Genomic DNA, 20,780 nt, shown 5'->3' with positions numbered 1-20,780 from the left:
GTTGACACTTCTCGCATGACAATGTTCTCGCTCCCACCCGCCTCCGGCTATGCCGCCCCGCTGCCGCCCCGCACTTCCGATGCGGAGGACGCGGGCCGCGGCGCCAAGCCCCTCTTCATCATCGACGCCGATCTGCGCGTCCATTTCAGCAACCAGGGCGCCGCCGCCCTGTCGCACGAAGGGATCGGCGCGGCAGGCCGCCTCGTCTGCGCCGACAAGCTCTTTGCGGCAAAGCTCCAGACCTGGCTCAAGCGCCGCTGCGCCGGCTCGGCGCCGGAAGAGATCCGCCTGTCGCTCGCGATGCGCTGCGGCCGCCAGATCGTGGTCGATGCGGTTCATCTCGGCGGGGCCGGCATGGACCTGTTCGTCCTGACGGTCGATGATCCGCAGCGCGCGATCGACCGCAATGTCGACGAGGTCGCCGAGGCCTGCGGGCTGACGCCGACGGAAGCGCGCATGCTCGGCCTGATCGTCAAGGGGCTCGACACCGTCGTCGCGGCCAAGAAGCTCGGCATCGCCCGCACCACGGCGCGCACCCATCTGCAGCGCCTCTTCGCCAAGACCGGCACGGCCCGCCAGAGCGAACTCGTCCGCTTCGTCGCGACCTTCATCGAGGAGGCGGCCTGACTCAGATTCTCTGCGGCGATCAGGCTGGCGCTCGCGCATCGACCCAGCCATCGACCAGGTTGAGGCCGAGCAGGAATTCCGGGCTGAACAGGCTGCGAACCAGGGGCTCGATGGGAATCGCGCCGGAGAGGAAGGATTGCTCCTCTGCCCGGGCCAGCACGGCCTCGGCATGCGACACGGCGCGAAAGGCAATCGGCGTTCCCGGCCTCGCCTGGGCGAGGCGGCCGAGATCGGCGCCGATCACGGTCGCGATCTTGGGATAGCCGCCGGTCGACTGACGGTCGGCCATCAGCACGATGGGCAGGCCTTCGCCCGGGACCTGGATCGCACCCATCGCGACGCCGTCGGAGGGGATGTTGAAGCCGAGATTGTGGCTGAGCTTCGGGCCTTCGAGGAAGCAGGCCATCCGGTCGCCCCGCGCCGCGATCGTCCAGGGACCGGCCAGGAAGGCCGCGATCTGGTCCGGCGCGAAATAGTCGTCCTGCGGCCCGAGCAGCACGCGGATGCTCTCAGCCGGCCGTTCGAGCAGGGGCGCGACGATGCGCCCGGTCGCGATCTCGCTTGTCGCCATGCCGACCGGCAGGATGTCGCCGACCTGCAGCATGCGCCCTTTGAGCCCGCCCATGCCGGTGCGCGTATGGGTTGCGCGCGAGCCGAGCACGTAAGGCAAATCGAGCCCGCCCGCGACAGCGAGATAGCTCCAGACGCCGGCGAGACCTGCCCGCACCTTCAGGCTCGCGCCGGGCTCCAGCCGCGCGACGACCGCCGGGGGCAGCGCCTGGCCGTCCAGCATCACCTGGAAGTCGCCGCCGGCGAGCGCGATGGTGACGGGCGCGCCCTCGCTCGTCAGTTCGAGGCCGCCGAGCGAGATTTCGATCGCCGCCGCTTCCGCGGGATTGCCGAGCGCCCGGTTCGCGAGCGCATGCGCGAACGGGTCCATTGGCCCGGCGCCGGTGACGCCATAACGCAGGAAACCGTGCCGGCCGCGATCCTGGACGGTGATGCCGGGGCCGGCCGAAAGCAGGCGCAGCACCGCGCTCATGCCGCTTGCCGCCGTGCCACGATTTCGCCGGCCTCAGCGCGTGCATCGAGCGCCGCAAAGGTCGCGGGGTCGATCGGCTCGAAGCGCAGGCTGTCGCCGGGCTCGAACAGGAAGGCATTGGGCCGGTCCGGCGCGTAGAGCCGTTCAGGCGTGCGGCCGACGACATACCAGCCGGTCGGCATCGAAAAGCTGGCGATGGCACTCAAGCCCCCGCCGACCAGGACCGCCTTGCTCTCATGCGGCGGGCGTGGCTTGGTTCGGCGTGAGATCGCGATCTGTTCGGGCAGGCCGCCGAGATAGGTGAAGCCCGGCGAGAACCCGTACATATAGACCCGGTAAAGCGCCGCAGCGTGGATGGCCGCTGCTTCGACAGCAGTAAGCCCCAACAGTGCGGCCATCTCGGCCAGATCCTCGCCATGCGGCGGCTCATAGCAGCACGGCAGCGTCCAGAGGGTTGCCGCCCGGTTGCGCGTCGCCGGCACCGCCAGCCGCTCCTCGACCAGCGCGACCAGCGTAGCCCGGTCGAGCTGCAGCGGATCGTAATGGATCATCAGCGAGCGATAGGTCGGCACGAGTTCGCGCAGTCCCTCGGGCGGGGCTGCGGCCAGGGCCGCGTCGAGCGCCAGCACCCGGTCGCTGATCGCGGGATCGACGATGCGGCCGAACTCGACCACCAGTGCGGTCTCTCCGGCGTCCAGGAAGAGCGGGCGCGCGCCTTGGTCGAGGCTCATGCGAAGGCTGCGAGCCTGACGCCGGCCTCTTCCAGAGCCGCACGCACCTGTCGCGCGGTGGCAACCGCATGGCTCGAATCGCCATGCACGCAGACCGAATGGATCGCGGTCGGCAGGCGCGCGCCCGACAGGGTGATGATGGCGCCCTCACGGACCATGGCGACGACGCGGTCCGCTGCCTCCTGCGCGTCGGTGATCATCGCGCCGGGCAGGCTGCGCGACACCAGCAGGCCCTGCTCGGTATAGCCGCGATCGGCGAAGATCTCCTGATGCACCTTGAGGCCGGCCGCCTCGCCCGCCGCGACCTGGGCGGTCAGCGCCGTCGCCAGGAAGGAGAGACCGGGATCGACCGCCTTGATCGCGCGCGCGATCGCATCCGCGACGGGGCGCTCCTCGCAGGAGATGTTGCCGAGTGCGCCATGGGGTTTGACATAAGTGATGCGGTGGCCGGCATAGGCGGCAAGCGCTGCCGCCGCGCCGATCTGATAGGCGACGAGACGCTCGATCTCGCCGGTCGAGAACGGAATCCGCCGCCGGCCGAAGCCCCAGAGATCAGGGAAGCCCGGATGCGCGCCGACCGCGACGCCGCGCTCGCGCGCCACGGCGAAGGCATTCGCCATGATCTCGGGGTCGCCGGCATGCAGGCCGCAGGCGACATTCGCCGAGGTGACGATGGCGAGCATTGCCTCGTCGTCGCCGCAGCGATAGGCGCCGAAGCCCTCGGCCAAGTCCGAGTTCAGATCGATCGTCGTCATGCAGCGTTCCCCTGAAGCCCCGCGTCGGCGCGGCCTCGCAATCCGCAGACCATAGGACGATCAGTGGAGGCCGAGGAAGACTCTTCGCTGGCGGAGGCAGCGCCGTCAGTCGCCGATCTGCCGGATCGCGATCCGGCCAAAGGGTAGGGGAGCGCTGCCCTCCTGCACCATGTCGATCTCGCCGTCGCGGACCTGGAAGCGGATCACGGACGCCCCCGCGCCGCGCCAGTCGGCGGTGTCGCCGTCATCCTCGTAAAGCTCGCCACTGGCGCCCTCGACCAGCCCACAGACCAGGACCTCGCGCAATTCGCTGATGCCGGCCGGATCGCCGAGCGGGATCAGTGCGCCCGCCCTGACGAAGAGCGGCAGGCGCCCGAGCGGGGCCGCGACGGTCGCGACCGCGCCGCCGGGATGATGCTTCTTTTCGTGCCAGTCGTACCAGCCGCCGGGATGGACCGGCAGGTAGACGCTGCGCTCGGTCGCGCCCTCTTCCAGCACCGGCGCGACCAGCACGTCGGGGCCGAGCATGAAGGCGTCATCGACGGTCACCGCGATGGCGTCCTGCGGGAAATCGTAGAGGAGCGGCCGCACGGCCGGGGTGCCGTCGCGGCTGGCGCGCCACATCAGAGTGTAGAGATAAGGCATCAGCCGATAGCGCAGCGAAATCGCCTCGCGCACCTGCGGCACCATCTCCGGATACATCCAGGGCAGGTTGACGACGCCGTCATCGTTCCACGAGTTCATCACCATGCGCGGCCAGAGCGCGCAGAACTCGTTGAAGCGGACGAAGAGTTCCGGTCCGGGCGTCGGCCCATGGAAGCCGCCGACATCGTGGCCGATGCTGAACATTCCCGAGAGGCTCATGTTGAGGCCTTGCGTCAGGTTGTAGCGGAGCGTCTTCCAGGCGGTCTCGTTGTCGCCCGACCAGGTCTGGGCATAGCGCGAAATGCCGCCGCCGCCGCCGCGGGTGACGGAATATTGCCGCTTGCCGGGCTGACGCGCCGCCTGCGCTTCATAGGACAGTTTGGTCATCAGGAGCGGCTGCGCCGGCCGCCCCAGCGCCTGCCGGAAGGGACGGCCGTCGCCGTCGCAGATCGCGTCCTCGTCCCAGATCTCGTATTCGTTGTTGTCGTTCCACACGGTCGTGAAACCGTAATCGAGCAGCGCTGTCTCGATGCCGTCGCGCCACCAGGCCCGGCCCTTTGGGTTCGTATAGTCGAGATGGAAGCCGAGCCCGTCCCAGAACTGCGCGACGGCGGGTTCGCCGGTCTGTCCGTCCTTCACCAGGAAGCCCCCATCCAGCGTCTCCTGCAGGCGGGGGTGGTCGTCGAGCAGGCAGGGCTTGAGGTTGGCGACCGTCTGGATGCCGGCCTCGTTCAGCCGCTTCATCGTTGCCTTGGGGTCCGGGAACTTGTCGCGATTCCAGTTGAAGGCGTAGCGGCGGTGGCCGATCTGCGTGTAGCCCGAGCCGAAATGGAATGAGTCGCAGGGGATGCGATGCGTCGCGAGCTTGCCGATGAAGTCGCTGATGCGCGCATCCGCATCGGGCGCATCGGCGATCGCCATCGAGGTGACGCCGAAGCCGAAGGACCAGAGCGGCGCGAAGGCCTGCCCGCCGGTCAGCCAGGAGAAGCGCTTGACCACGTCCGGCACGCTCGGGCCGGCCATGATGTAATAATCGAGGTCACCATCGTCGCCTTTCCAGGAACGGAACAGGCCGTGATAATTGTCGAGCGTGCAGCCGAAATCGACGCTGCCGGTCGAAAGATTGTCGTAGAACACGCCATGCGCGCCGGCCGGCCCGTCGACGATGAAGAAGGGCAGCATCTTGTAGAGCGGATCGGACAGCTCCGCATCGAAGCCGCAGGGGTCGACGGCGTCGATGGCGAAACGCCGTCCGGTGCGGTCGAGCGGGCCGGCCTTGTCGCCGAGGCCGTAATGCCGCTCGGCATAGTCGCGCGCCATGAAATGCGCGACCGCGCCGGTGCGCGGCGACATCAGATAGGCCTGGGTCGTGCGGTCCTGCAGGAAGGGCTTGTCCTCGCCGGCGCGCCGCCAGGCGATGCCGAAGGGTGACAGCGTGATCTCGGCGGTGAGACCGCCGGCCGAGAGCGCGACCTTGCCGTCCGTCTCCGTCACGGCCGCTTTCGGAACGGCGAAGCCGGAGAGGTCGTCGCGCGGGCGCCCCTCATAGGCCGGCTCCAGCCCGCCGGGTGCGATCGCCCAGCCGCGGTCGAGCCGGTAGCCGTCGCGCGGCTTCAACGTCACCCGGCCGATATCGCCTTCGAGGATGCGGACGGTGATCGTCGTGCCGCCGCCGAGATCGAACAGGGCGGCTTCGCCGTCGCGGCCGAGATAGCGGCCTTGCGTGAGGGCTTTCATAGGATCTCTCTTGGGGGTGTCAGGACCGGATCGCCCGGCCGGTTTCGTCGAACAGGTGAAGCTGCGCCGAGGGCAGCGCGAGGAAGACGGTATCGCCGCGCTGATGTCCGCTCTGGCCGTCGAGCTTGAGCGTGATCTGCGGCAGGCCGGGCGACGAGCCGTAGAGATAGCTTTCGCCGCCGAGCCGCTCGACCAGCTCGACCGCCAGCGGCAGGCCGGTGGTTTCGGACAGCGCGAGATGCTCCGGCCGGACGCCAAGGGTCACAGTCGCGCCGGCGGTCAAAGCGCCGGTTTCGCAGGCGATCTCATGGCCGCCTTCGCCGAGCCTCACGATGCCTGGCCGCGCGACCGTGCCGGGCAGCAGGTTCATCCGCGGCGAGCCGATGAAGCCTGCGACGAAGAGGTTGTCCGGGCGGTTGTAGAGGTCGAGCGGCGTGCCGATCTGCTCGATCCTGCCCGCCTGCAGCACGACGATGCGGTCGGCCAGCGTCATCGCCTCGACCTGGTCGTGGGTGACGTAGATCATCGTGCCGCCGAGTTCGGCATGCAGGCCGGCAAGCTCCTTGCGGGTCGCGACGCGCAGCTCCGCGTCGAGATTGGAGAGCGGCTCGTCGAACAGGAAGATCTTCGGGTCGCGCACGATGGCGCGGCCGATCGCGACGCGCTGGCGCTGGCCGCCGGAGAGCGCCTTGGGCTTGCGCTCGAGATAGTCGGTCAGGCGCAGCATCCCGGCTGCGCGCCGCACGCGCTGGTCGATGTCGTCGCGCTTGAAGCCCATGTTCTCCAGCGCGAAGGCCATGTTCTTGTAGACGCTCATATGCGGGTAGAGCGCATAGGACTGGAACACCATGGCGAGCCCGCGCTCGGAGGCCGGCAGGCCGGTGACGTCGCTGCCATCGATCGCGATCGACCCGCCCGTCACCTCTTCCAGCCCGGCGATGACGCGCAGCAGGGTGGACTTGCCGCAGCCCGACGGGCCGACGAAGACGATGAATTCGCCATCCGCGACGGCAAGGTCGATGCCATGAAGGACATGCGTCGCGCCGAAGGATTTGCGGACGCCGGAAAGTTCTAGCTGAGCCATAGGGCACCTGTTCGACGCATGCGGTCTCTCATTTCATGCCCGTATTGGCGATGCCTGTGGTGATGAAGCGCTGCAGGAAGACGAAGACCAGCGCGACCGGCAACAGCGTCACCACCGTCATGGCGAGCAGATAGTGCCACTGTGTCTGGAGCTCGCCCTGGAAGGCGTTGAGGCCGATCTGCAGCGTGTAGGATTCGGTCTTGGTCAGCACCGCGAGCGGCCAGAGGAACTCGTTCCAGCGCCACATCACCGAGAAGATCGCCAGCACGGCCAGCGCCGGCATCGCCAGCGGCATGACGATGCGCCAGTAGATCTGCCACTCCGAGGCCTTGTCCATGCGCGCCGCCTCGATCAGGTCGCGGGGAAGCGTCAGCATGTATTGCCTGAGCAGGAAGACGCCTGTCGGCGTCGCCGCACCCGGCAGGATAACCGCCCAGAGCGAGTTCACCAGCCCGAGTTCCGTGACGACCAGATAGACCGGCACCAGGATGATGGTGATCGGGATCATCAGCGTGCCGATCACCATCAGCATCACCGTATTCTTCCCGCGGAACTCGTAGATCGACAGCGCATAGGCGGCCATCGAGTTGATGATCAGCGTGATGATCGTTGCCACCACCGTGACGAAGACCGAGTTCCACAGGAAACGCGTGAAGGCGAAGCGCTCCAGCGGCTCGGTGTAGTTCTCGGTGGCGAGCTTGAATTCGCGAACCGGCACGCGCTTGTCGATCGCCACGCGGAAAGTCTCGGCCGGATTGGCCGGATCGACCATCTGCGCCTGGATGCCGATGCGACGGACCTGCGCCAGCACGCGCGTCGATCCGTCCGGCATCGTCACCGTAAACAGCGGCAGCGGTTGCGGATGGCCCGTTACCACGACCTCCTTCTGCGACATCGGCAGCAGCGAGGGCGGGAATTCGAGCAGCCCGGCCTGCGTCTTGAAGGACGACATCGCCAGCCAGAGCACCGGCCCGAACATCAGGACGACCCCGAGCGCGAGATAGGCATAGGCCGCGATATCGGTCCAATGCCAGCGGCCGGGGGTGCGGCGGGCGGTGGCGAGCTTGGTCACGAGGCTCATGCCGAACCCTTCCGGCTGCTGGCCGCCAGCTGCGCCAGCGTCAGCGCGAAGAGCACGACGCCGAGCACCACGGAGGCCGCCGCCGCCAGCCCAAAATTCTGAACCTGGTTCGAGAACGCGGTCTCGTAGATGTAATGGACGACCATCAGCGTCGCGGTGCCGGGCCCGCCGCCGGTCAGCACGAAGACCTCGTCGAAGGTCTGTACGCCCTTGATCAGCGCCAGCACGATCACGACGATCATGTTGGGCCAGAGCAGCGGCAGCGTGATGCGCCAGAAGGTGCGCCAGCGCGGCGTCGCATCCATCTCGGCCGCCTCGTAGAGGTCGGCGGGGATAGCCTGCAGGCCGGCCAGCAGGATCAGCGTGTAGAAGCCCATATGGGCCCAGATCGAAACGAAGACGATCCAGAACATCGCCCAGCTCGGATCGACCAGGAACAGGATGCGTTCGCCGCCGAGCGAGGTGATCCCGGCATTGAGCAGGCCGTCGCGCTGCAGGATCCATTTCCAGGTCAGCGCCACCACGACGGGAGAGAGCAGCACCGGGAAGAAATAGACCGCGCGGAAGAAGCCACGCGCACGGATCCGCATGTTCAGCACCACCGCCGTCACCAGCGAGAACAGCACCATCGCCGTCACCTGGAAGAGCGTGAAGCGGGCGGTGTTGGAGACGCCGCGCCAGAAATGGTCCTCGCGGCAGGAGTTCGGATCGAGGAAGGAGCCGCAATCGAACAGATAGGCATACTGACCGGCCCCGACATAGGGCCGCTGCGACGGAAACAGCGCCGCCCCGCCCGTCACCGAGAACACCACGTTAATGATCAGCGGCACGAAGACGAACAGGCCGAAGAAGGCGAGGTTCGGCAGCAGGAAGACATAGGCCATCCGCCGCTCGCCGATCACACGCTGGATCGCACGCATCGGCCAGTCGATCAGCCGCGACAGCAAGGCGAGCGGCGCGGCGATGAGGTCGCTGGCGCCCGCGCCATCGCGGCGCGGGGCTGTTGGCGTGGGACCGGTCACGGCGCTACTTCTTGTTGCGCTCGGCGATCTGCTGCTCGACGTCCGAGGCGATCCGCTTATAAGCCTCGTCCAGTGTGGTCTCGCCCGAGATCGCCTGGCCGACCCGGCTGATCACCGCATTGAAAATGATGCGGTTGCTGACAAAGCCCTGCAGCTTGTAGGCGACGGGCGAGAGGCTCGCGACCTGGTCCGAGAAGACCTTGAGGGCGGCCTTGGCCTGGGGGCTGGCATCCTTGTAGTCGAGCCCCTTGGCGGCGATGCCGAGATGGCCCGGCACGAACAGCGAGCGCGCATAGAACTCGCTCAGCACCGGCTCGCTCGCCAGATACTCCATCACCTTGGCGACGGCCTCGGGGTTCTTCGTCGCCTTGATCGCGATGAGGCCGGCGCCGCCCGGCATGCCGGTGCAGGAGGCCGCGCCGCAGGGCGAGGGCACCGCGACCCAGTCGAACGCGTTGCCGACGGTCTTGTCGAACTGCGCGATCTGCCAGGAGCCGGAAACGTACATCACGACCTGGGCGTTCTTGAACTCGTCATTGGCGCCGCGATAGGCCGCGCCCGAGACCGAGCCCCAGAGCTCCTTGGCCATCACGCCTGATTTGTGCCAGTCGAAGACGAGCTGCGCCCCGCGCTTGAAGCCGTCATCGATCACCGCGGGCTCGCCCTTGGCATCGAAGACCTTGGCGCCTTCCGAGATGGCGAGGCCAAAGAACCGGTGGCCGGAGCGGTCCATCGCCAGCGGGAAGGGGGCCTGCACCTTGGTGGCGACCGCCTTCACGGCCTTGGCCCAATCGTCCCAGGTTGCCTTTGCGCCCGGCAGCGCGATGCCGGCCTGCTCGAACAGCGTCTTGTTGACCAGCGGGCCGGTGACGGTGAGCTGCGTCATGAAGCCGGGGATCGAGTTGGTGTCGCCCTGCGGCCGCATCCATTCGAGGAAGGGGCCGAAATTCTTGTCCCAGTAGCCGGCGTCCTTGAGATAGGGTCGCAGGTCGAGCGCATAACGCGCGACGCCACCGATATCGACGACCCGGGCGATGTCGGGGCCCTGGCCGGAGGCGAGTTGCACCGGCAGGGCCTCATTGATCGCCTTGTAGGGCACCTGGTCGAGCACGACCTTGATGTCCTTGTTCTGCGCCTCGAAGCGCTTCAGCAGGTCGGAGACGACCTCGCCCTCGTTTCCGTCGGAATACCAGGCGATGCGGACCGTCGTCTGTGCCTGGGCGATACCCCCGGCGACAAGGCCGGCCGATAGCGCGAGCGCGGAAATCCAGTGTTTCCTCTGCATCTGCGTTCATCCCTGAATTGTTGCCCGGCGTTCATGGACGCCTTGACGGACACTAAGGCAAACGTTTGCCTTGCTTGTCAACGGGGGAATTGGGTTACATTGCTGCGGTATCCGGCTTCGCGCCGGCGGGCCGCATAGCGGCCGTGGGGAATCGAAGAGGCGATGACGGGCAAGCCGGCAAAACCGCTACAGGCAAGACCGCTGCAGGCAAGACCGCCACAGAACGGAGCGCGCAAGCACGCCGCGTCGCTGGCGACCGTTGCCCGCGATGCCGGCGTCTCGGTCGCGACCGTCTCGCGCATCGTCAACGGCAAGACCGGGCGCGCCTCGGCCGAAACGATCGCGCGCGTCGAGGAGGCGATCGCCCGGCTGAGCTACCGGCCCAACTCCGTCGGCCGGGCCTTGCGCCATCGCGCCAGCCGCGTCGTGGCGATGCTGGCGCCCAATCTCGACAACCCCGCCATGGCGGCGATTGCGGTCTCCGTCGAATCGGCGCTGCGCGACGCCGGCTTCGTCATGATCCTCTGCGACACCCATGACCGCGCCGAACTCCAGGACGATTATCTGCGGGCGATGCGCGACCAGCTCGTAGCCGGCTATGTCATGGTCAGCGCGGTCGGCAGCAAGGGGTTGGAGGAGACGCTCAAGCGTGGCGATCCGACCGTCTTCGTCGCCAGGCGCAATCCGCTCGGCGGCGGCGCCTATGTCGGCATCGACAATCGCAGGGCCGGTGCCGATGTCGCCGATTTCCTGCTCGGCTGCGGCATCGATCGGCCCGCCGTGCTGATGGCCCAGCAGAACGCATCCAGCACCTCGGAGCGCGCGGCCGGCTTCATCGAACGGCTGGTGGCGCGCGGCGTACCGGAGGACGCGATCCGGCGGGCGATCGGCCCCGGCCTGTCGCATATCGAGATCGGCTATGCCGCCGCCGGCATGCTGGTGCGTGACGGCGGCTGGCCGCGCGGCGCGCTCTGCGTCAGCGACATGATCGCCTATGGCGCCTATCGCCTGGCCGTCGAGCATGGCGTGCCGATCCCGCAGCGCTGCCGGCTCGTCGGCGTCGACGGCAACGCGATCAACGCCTGGATCGCGCCTTGGCTGACCTCGATCCGCATCCCCTATGAGAGCTTCGGCCGGCATGTCGTCGCGCAGTTGCAATCGCTCTGGAGCGGCGTCGCGACGAGCGAGGTCCATGTTCCCCACGAAGCGCCATCGGCCTGGAGCAAGCCTGGCGCTCCGGTCGGAGCCGCCGCCGGCGCGGCCCAGATCGTCAAGCGCTAGCGGTCATCAACCTGTCATGAATCCGTCCGCAAAAGCGGGCCTCTCACGGCAGCGGGTTCCACCGGTCGATGTTCCAGTTCCTGGCATTACGCTTCGCGCGCGCCCTCGTGACCGTGCTGATCTGCGTCTCGGCCGTCTTCATCGCACTGCGCATGGCGGGTGACCCGGCCGACATCATGCTCCCGATCGACACGCCGCCGGATGTGCGCGCCTATTACCGCGAGCTCTGGGGGCTCGGCCGGCCCCTCATCGAGCAATATTGGCGCTATCTCGCCAGCGTGGCGCGCGGCGATTTCGGGCTGTCCTTCGGCGATGACCGGCCGGCCTTCGAGGCGGTCCGCGAGGCGCTGCCCAAGACCTTCCTGCTTGGCGGATCGGCGCTGATGCTGGCGCTGCTGATCGGCATGCCGCTCGGCGTGCTGGCGGCCTTGCGCCACAACAGCGCGATCGACCGGCTCGCCATGGCCTCGGCGGTCTTCGGCTACGCGATCCCGATCTTCTTCCTCGGCATCCTGCTGATCCTGCTCTTCGCGCTGCAGCTGCGCGTGCTGCCCTCGGCCGGCTCCGAGACACCGTGGCACCTCATCCTACCGACGGTGACGCTCGGCCTGCCTCTCGCGGGGCGGCTGGCGCGCTTTGCACGCACCTCGACGCTGGAGGTGCTGGGCAAGCCCTTCATCCGCGCCGCGCGCGGCCGGGGCGTGCTGCCCCTCGGCATCATCCTGCGCCATGCTTTGCCCAATGCCTCGGTGCCGCTGCTGATGTTCCTCGGCATCGAGATCGGCGGCATCCTCGCCGGCAGCGCTGTGGTCGAGACGATCTTCGCTTGGCCGGGCGTCGGGCGGCTGTTGGTCGATTCGGTCTCGACGCGCGATCTCGCCGTCGTCCAGGCGGTGATCCTGACGATCACCGTCATCATGGTCTGCGCCAACCTCTTGGTCGACATGCTGCACATCCTGATCGACCCCCGCCTGGGCGGTTTCGCGCGCGCCTCGGGAAAGCCGGCGTGATGGCGAGCCTCGACGCGCTCACCGTGCCGGCTCCCCAAGCCCGCAGCCGTGGCCGGGCGATGTCGCCCGTGGTCAAGCTCTCGGCCGGCTTCCTCATCTTCGTCGTGCTCGTCGCGCTGCTCGCCGACTGGCTCGCCCCGATCCACTACACCACGCAGAACCTCGCAGCCCGGCTGAAGCCGCCGCTGTTCGAGAGCCGCGGCACGACCTATTGGCTCGGCACCGACCAGTTCGGCCGTGACATCCTCAGCCGGCTGATTTTCGCGATCCGGACCTCGATCCTGATCGCGGTGATGGGCACGCTGATCGGCGCCGTCTTCGGCACGCTGCTCGGCTTCATCGCGGCGCGCTGCCGCGGCATGGTCGATCAGGCCATTATGATGACGGTCGATGCGCAGGCGGCGATTCCCGCCCTGTTCCTGGCGCTGACCATGCTGGCCTTCTTCGGCAACAACATCGTGCTCTTCATCATTCTCGTCAGCATCGACGGCTGGGACCGCTATACAAGGCTGGCGCGCGGGCTCGTCGTCTCCGAGCAGGAAAGCGACTACATCAACGCGGTCGAGGCCCTTGGCGCGCCGGCATCGCGCGTCATCTTCCGCCATCTCCTGCCCAATATCGTGGCCGCGCTGGTGGTGCAGGCGACGCTGAACTTTCCCGGCACCATCCTGCTGGAAACCTCGCTCTCCTTCCTCGGCCTCGGCGTGCAGCCGCCCGGCACCTCACTCGGCCTGATGCTCGGCGAGGGGCGGCGCTACCTGCTCAACGCCTGGTGGATCGCCGTCTTTCCCGGCCTGGCGATCTTCCTGACGACGCTGTCGATGAGCCTGTTCGGTGACTGGCTGCGCGACCGCTTCGACCCGACCAGCGAGCGGAGCTGACGCCATGGCATTCGATCCGCTGAGCCCGACCGGCGCCAGGCCGTTCGCCATCGCCCATCGCGGCGGCGCGCTGCTGGCACCCGAGAACACGGCGGAAGCCTTCCGTGCGGCGGCTGCCATCGGGGCGGACATCGTCGAGACCGATCTGCGCCTGAGCGCGGACGGCGCGCTGGTCTGCCTGCATGATGCCGATCTCGCCCGCATCGCCGGTGACCCGCGCCTCGTTGCCGATACCGACCTTGTCACCCTGCGAAGCCTCCTGCCGGCGATGATGACGCTCGACGAGGCGATCGCCGCCTCGGCGCCGCTCGGTCTGCTGCTCGACGTCAAGTTGACCGACCCGGCCATCCTGCCGCGTCTGCTTGCCGCCTTCGAGGCCGGCGGCGCGATGCGGCGCAGCCTGCTCGGCCTGCGCGAGATAGGGCTGATCGCGGTCGCGCGCGCCCTGAATGCGGACATCGCCATTCTCGCTCTCGTGCCCGACCCCGATTCCGCCGAGGCAGCGCGCGCCGCCGGTGCCGACTGGTTCCGGCTCTGGCAGGGCGCGGCGACGCCCGACCGGATCGCCGCCACACGCGCAACCGGCCTGCAGGTTGCGATCATGGTCGGCCAGCCGCGCTCGGTGGCAGAGCCGGGCTACCCGCCCTTTCCAGTCGGGCGGATCGACGTGGAGGGCGTCGCGCAGGTTCTGGCGCTGCAGCCCGATGCGGTGATGCTCGACGATCCCAGCCTGCTCCTGGCGGCGCGATCTGTCACGGCGCTGTCGTCAAGCTGAGGCAATCCAGCGGGAATTGCGGTTTCGGCCACAGGCCGGCGCCGCTCGACGCCGTTTTCGAGGATCGCTATGCTCACCATTTCCCGCCGCCGCTTCCTGGAGAGCGCCGCCGTCGCCCCGGTCCTGCTGAGCGCTCCGCTGGCCCTTGCCGCCGAGAACCGCCCCAACTTCACCGTCGCGGTCGCCGATCTGCCGGCCACGCTGGAGCCGGCCCGCGAGCTCTCCAATGTCGGCACCCGCGTCACCTATTCGATCTTCGACACGCTGATCCGGCGCGATTTTCTCGGCAGCGCCGATGGCGGCGGCTCGGAGCTGAAACCCCATCTGGCGACGAAATGGGAGCGCGTCTCGCCGCAGGAACTCGTCGTTACGCTGCGCCAGGGCGTCAAGTTCCACAATGGCGACGAGCTGACCTCCGAGGACGTCGCCTACACCTTCCGCGACGGCCGCCTCTGGGGCGACAAGGCGCAGATCCCCGGCGGCAAGCCCTATTTCGGCATCCTCGCCTCAGTCGAGCCGATCGACCGCTACAGCGTCCGCTTCCGGACCAAGGTCGCCGACGTTCTGCTTGAGCAGCGCCTGGCTTCCTGGTGCGCCTGGATCGTCAACAAGCGCGCCTATGAGGCGATGGGCTTCGAGGCCTATTCGCGCAAGCCCGTCGCGACCGGTCCCTACCGCGTCGTCTCCCATTCCGCCGCCGAGGCGACCATGCTGGAGGCCTTCGACGACTACTTCATGGGCAAGCCCACCGCCAGGCGCGTCACCTTCAAGCGTGTGCCGGAACTCGCGGCGCGCGTCGCGGGGCTGGTCGCCGGCGATTACGACCTGATCACCAACATCCCGCCCGACCAGATGAGCGTCGTCGGCGCCTACAAGGACATCGACGTGCGCTCGGTGGTGCTGGCGAACGTCCATGTGCTGGCCTTCAACGAGCAGGACAAGGTGCTGGCCGACAAGCGCGTGCGCCAGGCGCTCGCCTGCTCGATCAACCGCCAGCAACTCGTCGACGCGCTCTGGCAGGGCACCGCGCAGGTGCCGCCAAGCCATAATTTCCCCGAATATGGCCAGATGTTCGTGGAGGGTCGCAAGCTGCCCTTCGACCAGGCCCGCGCGAAGGCGCTGCTCAAGGAAGCCGGCTACAAGGGCGAGCCGATCGTCTACCGCACCATGGCCAACTACTACACCAATGCGCTCGAGGCGGCGCAGGTCCTGGTCGAGCAGTGGAAGGCCGTCGGCATCAACGCCTCGCTGCAGGTGGTCGAGAACTCCGCCCAGATGCGCGGGCCCGGCGTGCAGATCTTCAACTGGTCGAACTCGACGCGCCTGCCCGATCCGCTAGGCGCGATGTGGGTTGCATGGGGCCCGGCCGGCGAGGCGCAGGTCTCGAAGTTCTGGACCTCGACCTCTGCCTTCAACGCGGCGGGCACCGCGCTGGAAGCCGAGACCGACCCTGTGAAGCGCAAGGCGCTGTTCACCCAGATGCTCGACATCATCGAGGACGAGGTGCCGACCACGATCCTCTACCAGCCGAGCGAGGCCTATGCGATCCGCAAGGCGATCGGCTGGCGCCCGACGACCTTCTATTTCATGGATTTGCGCCCGGATAATCTGAGCTTCGCGAAGAGCTGAGACGCCAAGAGTTGAGGCGGCGCAAAACCCGCCCCGTCATGCTCGCCCTCGTGGCGAGCATCCACGTCTTGGTCACAGCGCTCGACGGCGGAAGACGTGGATGGTCGGGACAAGCCCGACCATGACGGATGGGTCGCTCCCGTAAATCCGCACCGAAACCCCCGGCCGGCTGAGCGCCGCGGGGTTTCGGGTTCTGCGAATGCGTATCCAAGGGGATGCGCGGGACGAGGCGGCGCCGCAGTCGACGGCTGCGTGCCGATGTCGAATGTCGTGTCGAAGCAGCGCCAAAAGCCGCCGCCTCGTCCCGCACGCGGTTGTCTGGGGGTCCCTCGTCGTCCCTACGTCCCGGCACGGGCTCGAGCCTGCCCAGTTTCGGCCCTGACGATCGACGGCACCTCCATGGTCGAAAGCGCGCGACAGCTCCCTTCCATGAACACCGCACTCCACCCGGCCGCACGACGCCTCGCGACAGCCCCCTTGGTCGGGCGGAGCGGGGGCAGGATAGGGTTGGGTTGAGCGGGCGGGGATAAGATTCACGGGACGCGCCGACGCCCTCTTCCCTTCTCCCCTTGCGGGAGAAGGTGGCGCGAAGCGCCGGATGAGGGGTCGGGCCGACCTTTATCGGTTTTACAGTGGGCAAAAAGCGGCGAGCGCAGCGCGACCCCTCATCCGTCTCGGCTTCGCCGAGCCACCTTCTCCCCTCGCGGAGGAGGAAAATCCCTCACTGCCCGCCACCCAGGATGAACCGGCGCCCGTCCTGCTCGACCATGTCGACGTGCTGGGTGAAGTTGCCGGCCCCGGCCGAGTGCCGGCTGATGCGTGGCTCCTCGCGGGCCGGGCGGCCGAGATCGCGGCCGACCATGCTCGCAGCCGGCGCCAGCCCGAGAAGCCCGAGCACCGTCGGCGTGATGTCGATGATCCCGGCCGGCTCCTGCGAGACGCTTGCCCCGGCGCTGCCCGCGCCATCGGCGACGATCAGCACGGTGTTGAGCTCGTGGCGGTTGATGCCGCCATGCATGCCGCCGCCAAGCGGCACGTCGCCCGGCGTCATCGCGCCCAGCCCCGGCAGGCCGTAGGGGTCGGCGGCGAGCGAGGATTTGAGGATGAACATCAAATCGGGCTGGCGCTCGGCATGGCCGTTGCCCATCAGGCCAAGCGACAAGGTGCCGGCGACCCCGCCCTCGACGCCGTTGCCGCCGCGCGAGAAGACATGGCCGATCGAAGGCTGCTCCATCAGCCAGGTCGCGATGCGCGCGATATCCGCCTCATCGCCTCGATGCAGGCGGATTTCGCCGCTGATGCCGCCGGTCGCGACGAAAGCCGTGTCGCCGATCGCCTTGCTGGTCCCGACATCGAATCCGCCTTGCCGCGCCGCCTCGAACAGGGGCTCGATTGAGCCCGTCGAGATCTGGCCATGGTCGGAGGCCGCGATCACCGCGATGCGGTCGGCATCGGGCTGGACTTCCACCCAGTCGAGGATCGCTCCGAAGGCGCGGTCCGCCGCCTGCAGCCCGGCCGTCGCCTCGGGGGAGCCGAGCCCCTTGTAGTGGAAGGTCGTGTCGGGCTCGTTGAACCAGATCAGCGCCACGTCCGGAGCGAGCACCGGCAGCACGTGCTCGGTCATCAGCCGGCCGCCATAGGCCACCTCGGCGACGCGCGGCAGTTCGCGCCCCGGCAGCGGGCCGATCAGGGCCAGCGCCGTCTCCACAGCCTCCGGCGTCTGCGTTGCCCCGGCGCCGTGCATCGAGAAGGTCCAGTGGCCATTGGCGCGGGCGCGCGGGCTGATGAAATGCGCCGAGCCGGCGGAACCGGTATGCACGACGGCGAGCCGCTTGCCCGCCTTGGCAAGCACGTCGCCCAGCGTCTCGACCGCGACGAGCCGCCCGTCGTGATGGGTTTCCGCCTGGCGGATGTGGCCGGGGTCGCTGGTGTCGAAGAAGCGGTCGGCCATGGCGGCACGGTGGTAGAAGGCGTTGCCGACGATGCCATGCACGCTGGGCGGCGCCCCGGTCGCGATCGAGGTCGTCGCGACGCGCGTCACGGACGGGAAGACGCTGCGCGCTTCCCGGAACCAAGTGCCGCGCGCAGCCAGCCGCAGGATGTTGGGCGTCAGCTCGGGCGTCACCAGATCGGGCCGCAGCCCGTCGAATACCGCGACGATGACGCGGTCGGCTGAAGTCTGGTCGTCGCGGCTCATGGCAGGCTCTTCCGATAGCGAAGGATTGAATCAGGCCGCGACCGGGACGGAAGCGGCGACGGAGGGCACGAGATGGCAGGCGGCGAGCCGGCCATCGGCCACGCGCCGCAGGGCCGGCGTCTCCTCCCGGCAGTGTGCGATGGCGCGCGGGCAGCGCGGATGGAAAGCGCAGCCGCCGGGTCGCTCTACGGGGTTGGGCGGATCGCCCTGCAGGATGATGCGCTCGCGCGTGCCGCGCAACGGCGTTGGCACGGCCGAGACCAACGCCTCCGTGTAGGGATGGGCCGGGGCATGGAACAGCGCCTCGGGCGGGCCCTGCTCGACGATGCGGCCGAGATACATCACCGCGACCTCGTCGGCGATCTGCCGTACCACCTTGAGATCGTGGCTGATGAAGAGATAGGCCATGCCGAAGCGCGCCTGCAGATCCTGCAGCAGATTGATCACTTGCGCCGCGACCGAGACGTCGAGCGCCGAGATCGGCTCGTCGCAGACGAGCAGGCTTGGCCCGAGCACCAGCGCGCGCGCCAGCACGACGCGCTGGCGCTGGCCGCCCGAGAGCTCATGCGGATAGCGCTGGAACAGGTCGGGCCGCAGGCCTACGGCCTCGAACAAGGCGAGCGCCTTCTGCTGGCGGGCGTCCTGGCCGGCCTCCAGCCCATGGATCGTCAGCGGCTCGACCACCTGCTCGCCGACGGGAAGCCGCCGGTCGAGCGCCGCCAGCGGGTCCTGATGCACCATCTGCATGCGGCGCCGCATGGCCCGCCAGGCCCGGTCGCGCGTCGCGGTCACAGGCTTGCCCTCGAAGGCGATCTGTCCGCGCGTCGCCGGCAGCAGGCCGAGCACGAGCTTGGCGGCGGTCGACTTGCCGCAGCCGGATTCGCCGACGATGCCGAGCGTGCGGCCGGCCGCGAGCGTGAAGCTGACCCCGTCCACCGCATGCAGCAGCCGGCGCTGGCCGCCCGACATCGCGACCGGATATTGCCGTGCGAGATCATCGACGCTGAGCAGGGGGTTCATGCGCTGGCCTCCGCGAGCGCGTTCGCGGCAAGGGCGGCCAATGGCAGATCGGGCGGCGTGACCGTCTCGCCGAGCCGCAGGCAGGCGGCCCGCTGGTCCTGCGCCGCGAGTACGAGCGCCGGAATCTTGGCGCTGCAGGTCTCGATCGCGATTGGGCAGCGCGGCGCGAAGGCGCAGCCGGGCGGCATCGCATCGGGGGAAGGCACGGTGCCGGGGATCGGCGTCAGTCTAACGCGGGGACCGTCGAGCGTGGGCAGGGCCGCGAGCAGGCCGCGCGTATAGGGATGGCGCGGCCGCGTCAGCAGATCCTGCGTCGCGGCGGTCTCGACGATGCGGCCGGCATACATCACCGCGACGCGGTCGCAGAGATCGGCGACGACGCCGATGTCGTGCGAGATCAGCACCAGCCCCATGCCGGTCTCGCGGCGGATGTCGCGGATCAGGTCGAGGATCTGCGCCTGGATCGTCGCGTCGAGTGCCGTGGTCGGCTCGTCGGCGACGAGCACATCGGGTTCGCCGGCGAGCGCCAGCGCGATCATGACGCGTTGGTTCATGCCGCCGGAGAATTCATGCGGATATTGTCCCAGCCGGCGGGCGGCATCGGCGATACCGACGCGGTCGAGCAGGCGCAGTGCTTCAGTGCGCGCAGCCTTGCCCCGCAAGCCACGATGCAGGCGCAGCACCTCGCCGAGCTGCGTCCCGATCCGCTGCACCGGATTGAGCGACGAGGTCGGATCCTGGAAGATCAGGCCGATGCGGCCGCCGCGGATGCCGGCAAGCTCGCGCTCGGATAGCCGGGTGATGTCCTGCCCCGACAGAAGCACTTCCCCGGAGGTCACGGCGCCCCGGCCGAGCAGGCGCAGCGCCGCGAGCCAGGTCACGCTCTTGCCGCAGCCGGATTCGCCGACAATGCCGAGGGCCTCGCCGCGAGCGAGCGTCAAATCGACGCCGCGCACGACCGGCACGGGGCCGCTCTCGCCCCGGAAGGCGACGGTGAAATCCCGCAAGGCAAGCAGCGGCGCGGCGCTCGCGTGAGCCTCGGGCGCGAGCATGCGCGGCAGGAGGCCGCCCTGATGGTGAGCCGGAGAGGATGCCATGAGCAATGCCATACAAGCCGCTCCATGACCGTCTTGTGACGTGCCGTTTGGGCGCGCCGGGACGACGAGGAAAGCGGACGCCGCCGCCGTTGGTGCACCACCCATCACGTTGCTGTGAGTCCGCCCTGCGTCGTGGGTGTTCCCATCCGGAGCGATCGGAATGCGAATGGGTTGATCAACCAGCCAAAATGGCTGCTGCGGGCCGTTCCAGCGGGGAAAATGATCGGTCTCGCGGCCAATCACGCAGCGTGATCGGCTCCTGATGCCCGTTGGCTCCTCGGCGCATCTGAGTTTCAATTGCTTCCAATGAAATTCCACCGGCACGCTGCGCAAGCGGGCCGGGGTTCCGGCGAGGCGCGTTGGCTTTCTCGCTGTCCTTCTTGATCGAAACCGGGAGGTTTACGGTGGCGAAGCTCAATGTGAACGGCAAGATGCTCGATGTCGAAGCGGCCGGCGATACGCCGCTGCTTTGGGTCATCCGGGAACAGATCGGCCTGACCGGCACGAAATATGGCTGTGGCGTCGCGCAATGCGGCGCCTGTACCGTCCATATCGACGGCGTCGCAACGCGCTCCTGCTCGCTGCCGCTCGATGCGGTGACGGCGGAGCAGAAGATCGTCACCATCGAGGGGCTTTCCCCTGACGGCAAGCATCCGGTCCAGCAGGCCTGGATCAAGCACGACGTGCCGCAATGCGGCTTCTGCCAGAGCGGCATGATCATGGCCACGGCCGCGCTGCTGCAGGCCAACCCCAAGGCGACCGAAGCCGACATCGCCGCCGAGATCACCAATATCTGCCGTTGCGGCACCTATGCGCGGGTCAAGACCGCGATCCTCGACGTCGTCGCCGGCGGCACCCTTGGTCGCGGTTGAAGGGAGAAC

The 20,780-nt window shown here is 68.3% G+C and carries 18 protein-coding genes; 7 read left to right on the top strand and 11 right to left on the bottom strand.

The features are described 5' to 3' along the window. The first annotated feature begins 15 nt into the window (after positions 1 to 15). Positions 16 to 627, top strand: a complete 612-nt coding sequence (locus AC1DYU_RS11295) for a helix-turn-helix transcriptional regulator (protein ID WP_476791681.1) — start codon at positions 16 to 18, stop codon at positions 625 to 627. A gap of 19 nt (positions 628 to 646) precedes the next feature. Here AC1DYU_RS11295 and AC1DYU_RS11290 read toward each other — a convergent pair whose 3' ends face one another. From AC1DYU_RS11290 to AC1DYU_RS11255, 8 genes are all read right to left on the bottom strand, one after another. Then, positions 647 to 1,669: a 5-oxoprolinase subunit C family protein gene (locus AC1DYU_RS11290; protein ID WP_158487246.1), complete on the bottom strand. Its 1,023-nt coding sequence runs from the start codon at positions 1,667 to 1,669 to the stop codon at positions 647 to 649. Then, positions 1,666 to 2,400 carry a 5-oxoprolinase subunit B family protein gene (locus tag AC1DYU_RS11285; protein ID WP_476791680.1) on the bottom strand — a complete coding sequence of 245 codons (735 nt, stop codon included), beginning with the start codon at positions 2,398 to 2,400 and terminating at the stop codon, positions 1,666 to 1,668. The genes AC1DYU_RS11290 and AC1DYU_RS11285 overlap by 4 nt, the downstream gene beginning before the upstream one ends. Further along, the gene (locus AC1DYU_RS11280; RefSeq protein ID WP_476791679.1) at positions 2,397 to 3,155 is read right to left on the bottom strand and encodes a LamB/YcsF family protein; all 759 of its coding nucleotides are present in this window, start codon (positions 3,153 to 3,155) and stop codon (positions 2,397 to 2,399) included. Before AC1DYU_RS11280 ends, AC1DYU_RS11285 begins: the two co-directional genes overlap by 4 nt. A 105-nt stretch (positions 3,156 to 3,260) precedes the next feature. Next, positions 3,261 to 5,537: a TIM-barrel domain-containing protein gene (locus AC1DYU_RS11275; protein ID WP_476791678.1), complete on the bottom strand. Its 2,277-nt coding sequence runs from the start codon at positions 5,535 to 5,537 to the stop codon at positions 3,261 to 3,263. A 19-nt stretch (positions 5,538 to 5,556) separates the two neighbouring features. Next, positions 5,557 to 6,621, bottom strand: a complete 1,065-nt coding sequence (locus AC1DYU_RS11270) for an ABC transporter ATP-binding protein (RefSeq protein ID WP_476791677.1) — start codon at positions 6,619 to 6,621, stop codon at positions 5,557 to 5,559. Positions 6,622 to 6,649: 28 nt separating this feature from the next. Further along, positions 6,650 to 7,702 carry a carbohydrate ABC transporter permease gene (locus AC1DYU_RS11265; RefSeq protein WP_476791676.1) on the bottom strand — a complete coding sequence of 351 codons (1,053 nt, stop codon included), beginning with the start codon at positions 7,700 to 7,702 and terminating at the stop codon, positions 6,650 to 6,652. Continuing rightward, positions 7,699 to 8,724, bottom strand: coding sequence for a carbohydrate ABC transporter permease (locus AC1DYU_RS11260; RefSeq protein WP_476791675.1), 1,026 nt, complete (start codon positions 8,722 to 8,724; stop codon positions 7,699 to 7,701). The genes AC1DYU_RS11265 and AC1DYU_RS11260 overlap by 4 nt, the downstream gene beginning before the upstream one ends. Before the next feature lie 4 nt (positions 8,725 to 8,728). Continuing rightward, the gene (locus AC1DYU_RS11255) at positions 8,729 to 10,009 is read right to left on the bottom strand and encodes an ABC transporter substrate-binding protein (RefSeq protein ID WP_476791674.1); all 1,281 of its coding nucleotides are present in this window, start codon (positions 10,007 to 10,009) and stop codon (positions 8,729 to 8,731) included. Positions 10,010 to 10,171: 162 nt separating this feature from the next. Between AC1DYU_RS11255 and AC1DYU_RS11250 the strand changes: the two genes are divergently transcribed. From AC1DYU_RS11250 to AC1DYU_RS11230, 5 genes are all read left to right on the top strand, one after another. Further along, the gene (locus AC1DYU_RS11250; RefSeq protein WP_476791673.1) at positions 10,172 to 11,290 is read left to right on the top strand and encodes a LacI family DNA-binding transcriptional regulator; all 1,119 of its coding nucleotides are present in this window, start codon (positions 10,172 to 10,174) and stop codon (positions 11,288 to 11,290) included. 68 nt (positions 11,291 to 11,358) lie between these two features. Further along, a complete protein-coding gene (locus AC1DYU_RS11245; protein ID WP_476791672.1) occupies positions 11,359 to 12,300 on the top strand; it encodes an ABC transporter permease in 942 nt (313 codons plus the stop codon). Next, the gene (locus AC1DYU_RS11240; protein ID WP_476791671.1) at positions 12,300 to 13,181 is read left to right on the top strand and encodes an ABC transporter permease; all 882 of its coding nucleotides are present in this window, start codon (positions 12,300 to 12,302) and stop codon (positions 13,179 to 13,181) included. The genes AC1DYU_RS11245 and AC1DYU_RS11240 overlap by 1 nt, the downstream gene beginning before the upstream one ends. A gap of 4 nt (positions 13,182 to 13,185) precedes the next feature. Beyond that, positions 13,186 to 13,956 carry a glycerophosphodiester phosphodiesterase gene (locus tag AC1DYU_RS11235; protein WP_476791670.1) on the top strand — a complete coding sequence of 257 codons (771 nt, stop codon included), beginning with the start codon at positions 13,186 to 13,188 and terminating at the stop codon, positions 13,954 to 13,956. Positions 13,957 to 14,025: 69 nt separating this feature from the next. Further along, positions 14,026 to 15,585 carry an ABC transporter substrate-binding protein gene (locus tag AC1DYU_RS11230; RefSeq protein WP_476791669.1) on the top strand — a complete coding sequence of 520 codons (1,560 nt, stop codon included), beginning with the start codon at positions 14,026 to 14,028 and terminating at the stop codon, positions 15,583 to 15,585. 721 nt (positions 15,586 to 16,306) lie between these two features. Here the strand turns inward: AC1DYU_RS11230 and AC1DYU_RS11225 are convergent. The 3 genes from AC1DYU_RS11225 to AC1DYU_RS11215 are packed head-to-tail and all read right to left on the bottom strand — an operon-like array spanning position 16,307 to position 19,854. After that, positions 16,307 to 17,782 (bottom strand): alkaline phosphatase family protein, encoded by a 1,476-nt coding sequence (locus AC1DYU_RS11225; protein WP_476791668.1) that lies wholly within the window; start codon positions 17,780 to 17,782, stop codon positions 16,307 to 16,309. Positions 17,783 to 17,812: 30 nt separating this feature from the next. Then, entirely contained in the window at positions 17,813 to 18,802 is a 990-nt protein-coding gene (locus AC1DYU_RS11220; protein WP_476791667.1) for an ABC transporter ATP-binding protein, read from the bottom strand. Further along, the gene (locus AC1DYU_RS11215) at positions 18,799 to 19,854 is read right to left on the bottom strand and encodes an ABC transporter ATP-binding protein (RefSeq protein WP_476791754.1); all 1,056 of its coding nucleotides are present in this window, start codon (positions 19,852 to 19,854) and stop codon (positions 18,799 to 18,801) included. The genes AC1DYU_RS11220 and AC1DYU_RS11215 overlap by 4 nt, the downstream gene beginning before the upstream one ends. Positions 19,855 to 20,303: 449 nt before the next feature. On the opposite strand from AC1DYU_RS11215, the gene AC1DYU_RS11210 reads away from it, so the two are divergent. Continuing rightward, a complete protein-coding gene (locus AC1DYU_RS11210) occupies positions 20,304 to 20,771 on the top strand; it encodes a (2Fe-2S)-binding protein (RefSeq protein ID WP_158485567.1) in 468 nt (155 codons plus the stop codon). Positions 20,772 to 20,780: the final 9 nt, after the last annotated feature.

Source organism: Allobosea sp. P2_B12, from assembly GCF_056404835.1.
Note: the sequence above shows the minus strand (reverse complement) of the source record. Positions and strands in the feature narration are given on the sequence as shown.